The organism is Pseudomonas sp. P5_B2 (genome assembly GCF_056400445.1).
Genome location: NZ_JBFULH010000340.1, coordinates 1 through 4474, shown reverse-complemented (window position 1 = coordinate 4474; position 4474 = coordinate 1). Strand labels below are relative to the sequence as shown.

General features: G+C 58.6%; 4 protein-coding genes. 2 read left to right on the top strand and 2 right to left on the bottom strand.

Features of this window, described 5'->3' with window-relative positions; all coding sequences use genetic code 11:
* Window positions 1-526: nitrilase-related carbon-nitrogen hydrolase (locus tag AC1DRJ_RS19880; protein ID WP_477803651.1), on the top strand; the 526-nt coding region annotated here is incomplete at its 5' end.
* A 3-nt stretch (window positions 527-529) separates the two neighbouring features.
* Window positions 530-1570, top strand: a complete 1041-nt coding sequence (locus AC1DRJ_RS19875) for an AraC family transcriptional regulator (protein WP_477803650.1) — start codon at window positions 530-532, stop codon at window positions 1568-1570.
* Between the two features lie 342 nt (window positions 1571-1912).
* Here AC1DRJ_RS19875 and AC1DRJ_RS19870 read toward each other — a convergent pair whose 3' ends face one another.
* A complete protein-coding gene (locus AC1DRJ_RS19870) occupies window positions 1913-2761 on the bottom strand; it encodes a DUF2242 domain-containing protein (RefSeq protein WP_477803649.1) in 849 nt (282 codons plus the stop codon).
* Between the two features lie 229 nt (window positions 2762-2990).
* Window positions 2991-4474: peptidylprolyl isomerase (locus tag AC1DRJ_RS19865; RefSeq protein ID WP_477803648.1), on the bottom strand; the 1484-nt coding region annotated here is incomplete at its 5' end.

Genomic DNA, 4474 nt, shown 5'->3' with positions numbered 1-4474 from the left:
GTACAACAGCAGTGTGATCTTTGGTCGCGATGGCTTGCCGATTGGCCAGCCGCAACGCCAGATGCATCCCGTGTTCGAGAAGCCTGACGACACCCATACCAAGGGCCAACAGACACTCAACGTCATCGATACACCCGCCGGACGCTTGGGCGTGTTGATCGGCAGCGACAGCTGGTACCCGGAAAATTACCGCAGGCTCGACGATCAGAAAGTTCAACTGGTGGCAGTACCAGCGTTCGTCATCGGACGTGACGCCTGGGACAAACCGTGGCGGGGTTATCGGGGTTTGCCGACACCCAAATCCGTCACTCTCAAGCCCGGTGAATTGAGTGAAGGCCAGGCCTGGCATCGCCTGACGTTGACCGCGCAACCGCCAAGCAGCCAGGCCATCGCCGGGATGAGCGTGTTCCTGCGCGGGCAGTTCTGGGATCAAGGCAGCGCCGGGCAAAGTTTTCTCAGCAACAACGGTCAACAGTTCGCGGACGGCAACGCCCGTGRCGCGCGGCTGCTGAACCTTTGGTTGTAACCCATGAAACCGTTGCCGATGCGCCTCGGGAATTTGTCGGTGGGGTTCGTCCATAGCCTGGCCGATGCCGTGCGCAGCCACGGTGTAGACCCTCAACCGTTGCTCGATCAATACGGCCTGGATGCGGCCCGATTGGCGGAGCCCGGTGCCCGGCTGTCGATTCCGCGCTACATGCGCTTGGGCCACGGGGCGATTCAACTGACGGAAGATCCGGCATTGGGTTTGCGCATGGGTCAGCTCAGTCGTTTGAGCCAGGCCGGTCTGGCCGGCGTCACGGCCGCCCAGGCGCCGACGGTTCGCGAAGCCGCGCGCTGCCTGATTCGTTTCGAAGCCTTGTACGGTTCCAACTATCGCGGTCAGTCGAGCTTTCATGAGGACGCTCAGGGCGCGTGGCTGCGCTTCTACTCCATCAGCCCCTACAACGCCTACAACCGCTTTGTGGTGGACTCGATCATCGCCGGCTGGTTGCAGCAATTGTCCAGCCTGAGCCCTGCCCCGCTGCGCGCAGAGCGCATCGAGATCGAATTCGACGCGCCGGATTACCGCGAGGCGTATGCCTTGCTGGGCGATTGCCCGATCCAGTTTGGCGCCGAGCACAATCAACTGCGCTTGAGCCTGACCAGCCTCGCTCAACGTAGCCCGGTGCATTGCCCGAGTACTTGGCGTCATCTGCTTCAACTCTGCGAACGGGAACTCGAGCAACTGACACGCACCCGCAGCCTGCGTGAACGCATCACTCAGTTACTGGGGCCGTTACTCAATGGTGGCCGGGAACCCGACCTGGAAGAAGTGGCGGCACGCCTGAAGCTGCCCACCTGGACATTGCGCCGCAAACTCGCCGAAGAAGGCACGCAATTTCGCGCGATTCTCAACGACACCCGTCGCGATCTGGCCATGACTTATATCCGCGATACCGAACTCGCGTTCGGAGAAATCGCCTACCTGTTGGGTTTCGCTTCAGCTGAAGCGTTCCAACGAGCTTTCAAACGCTGGAATGGCCAGACACCCGGTGAGTTTCGCCGCAGTCATCGCCAATCCGCTTGACGCTTACAGCTCGGTAGCGTCTTCGGCAGGTTCCAGCGGGTCGAGTTCAAACGCCTGATACTCGAGCAGCTCTTCTTGATAATCGTCCATTTTTGAATCCCCCAGCGCTCGTTTGAAAAATGACTGAATAAATGACCAACGCCCCGAGCATAAAGTGCCCCTGTGAAAGAAAAATGACGCAGGCGCACCGCTCAACGGCTACTTGATAAAACGTAGCAGGCGGTCAGGAATTTATCACCGGATTTTTACGATAGAAGCTGTAGGACTACGGCCTGGCTGATGCAGATCAACATAAAGCGCCTACGGGATCGGTGGCATCTGACCTGATCCCGTAAGAAACAATTACTGACCAGTGACGGGCATGGCCGGAATTGGCTCGCTTGGCGGCGGCAAGTCCGACGGCGGTGGTGTGATCGCTTCTGAGGACGGTGCAGGTTCGCTGACTTGCAGAGGGGTAATCGGCGCGGATTCCGCCGGTGGCGCAACCGGTTCCGAGGTTACTGGGGTGGGGACAGGTTCGGCAGCCGGGGTTGGGACTGGCGCAGGTTCTGCAGCAGGTGCCGAAGTGGGTGCCGGAGTGGGTGCCAACGATGCTGGCGCCGCTTGGGCTTCAGGCACGCCCAGGTCGGTTTTCGGCTTCTCGACGATATGCGCGGCTTTCTTCGCTTCCGGTGGCAGGAACAATTCAACCAGTGTGAAAAAACGTTCGTAGAACTTGGCCGAGGAAACGGTTTCGCTAGCGACCTTCACCATCGAGTCGTCCGAAGAACCGATCGGCATCGATACCGACCCCAACACACCGACGCCCAGGCTGGCGGAGTTATTGGTTTTCTTCAGCGCATAGCGGTCCTGCAAGGCGTTGGCAAACATGGTTGCGTGGTGCCCATCGCTGCCGTCATCGGCACAGACCACACTGAAACTGATCTCCATGTGTGTCTCGCCAGTCTGCTGGAAACTCTTGTGGCCGCTGATCAGCTTGGGATCGCTACTGGTAATGATGTAACCCTGGCTGAGCAAGGCTCGGCGTGCCGCTTCACAGGTCTTCGCATCGGTCACGGGGTAATTGCGTGAAAAGGTGCCGGAGTCGGCGAAGTTCTCATGCTCATAGATCGCGGCTTTTTTGGACGAGCAGCCGGCAGCGGCGAGCACCAGTGCCAGCCCGACGAGACGCATGGGAATTGATTTAAACATTGAACATCCTGAGGAAAACGGTCCGGGGCGTATTGTGCAACAGATCGATGCTTAGCGTCGCATCGATTAGTGTCTTGAAACAGTTACACGTGTAAAGACTGCCATCAACGCGAAAAGGTCGCTCCCCGCCCGCCTCCGGCGACGGATGACCTTTTCGTTATCCTTTGAGACACAAAAAACCCCGGCCTTTCGGCCAGGGTCTTTGTGTCGCGATACGCTCAATCAGGCATTAATAACGCTTGATGTCAGCTTCGCTTTCCAGCTGCTTGCGGTAAGCCGCGAAGTCTTGCTGACCAATGCGCGAGGCGAGGAAGCGACGGTATTGAGCCTTCTCTTCTTCGGTCGGCGCGGCCGCTTCGTTCACGTTGTTCAAACGCACGATCACCAGGCTACCATCGGCCAGGGTCACGTTGCTGAAGGTCGGCTTGTCCTTGGCGGCAGGCTTGGGCATCCGGAACAGCGCTTGCAGCACGGTTGGGTCAACCCCTTCCTGAGCGCGGGTAGCTGCTTCGGTCACTTTCCAGTTCTGGCCATCAATTGCCGTATCCAGCGGGGTCTTGCCGTCGCGCAGGCTGGCAATCAGCTGCTCAGCCTTGGTCTTGGCGGCAGAGCTGGCGTGCTCCTTGGCCAATTGCGTGCGGATGGCGACGTTTACGCTTTCCAGCGGCAGTTGTGCGGGTTTCAGATGTTCCTTGGCGCGCAACACGATCACGGTTTCCGGATCGAGCTCGATGGCGGTGCTATTGGCACCCTCATCCAGCACTTCAGGACTGAACGCAGCGGCAATCACCGCGCGGTTCGCCGCAATCCCTTCACCGCCTTCACGACCAAACGGCTTGGAGGTGTGAACGGTCAGTTTCAGGTCTTGCGCCGGCTGGGCCAGATCGGACGCTTCGAACGAGGCATCCTCCAGTTGCTTGGTCGCCTCGACGAAACGCTGCTCGACTTGCTGGGTTTTCAGCTCACGTGTCAGCTTGTCTTTCAGGCTGRCAAACGTCGGCACTTCAGGTGCTTCCACACCCAACAGTTTGATCAGGTGGAAACCGAAGTCGGTGCGAACCGGCGCGGAGACTTGATCCTTGGCCAGCGCATACAGGGCTGTTTCGAAGGCTGGGTCGTAGACACCAGGACCTGCGTAACCGAGGTCACCGCCGTTGTTGGCCGAACCCGGGTCTTGGGAGAACTCTTTGGCCAAGGCCTCGAATTTCTCGCCTTTGGCCAGACGCGCCTGCACTTCTTCGATCTTGGCCTTGGCTTGCGCCTCAGTCATTTTGTCGTTCACTTCGATCAGAATGTGCGCAGCCCGACGTTGTTCGGACAGGTTCGCGATTTCTTTCTGATATGCCGCTTGCAGGTCTTCGTCCTTGACGGAGACCTGATCAAAGAAGGAAGCCTTCTTCAATTCCAGGTAATCGATGATCACCTGATCCGGCGTCATGAATTCCTTGGCGTGTTCGTCGTAGTAGGCTTTGACTTCTTCGTCAGTCAGCTTCACAGACGCCGGGTCAACCTTGACGTTCAGGGAAGCGAAATCGCGGGTCTGTTTTTCCAGACGGGCGAAGGCCAGCACCTGAGCGTCGGTGACGAAACCGCTACCGGCCAGGCCAGCGCGCAGCTGACCAATCAGCATTTCCTGTGCCAGCATCTGGCGGAACTGCATACGGCTGTAACCGAGTTGACGGATCACCTGATCGAAACGCTCAGGGCTGAACT

Coding starts and splice junctions, on each gene's coding strand:
- AC1DRJ_RS19875 (WP_477803650.1), top strand. CDS start 530: ATGAAACCGTTGCCGATGCGCCTCGGGAATTTGTCGGTGGGGTTCGTC.
- AC1DRJ_RS19870 (WP_477803649.1), bottom strand. CDS start 2,761: ATGTTTAAATCAATTCCCATGCGTCTCGTCGGGCTGGCACTGGTGCTC.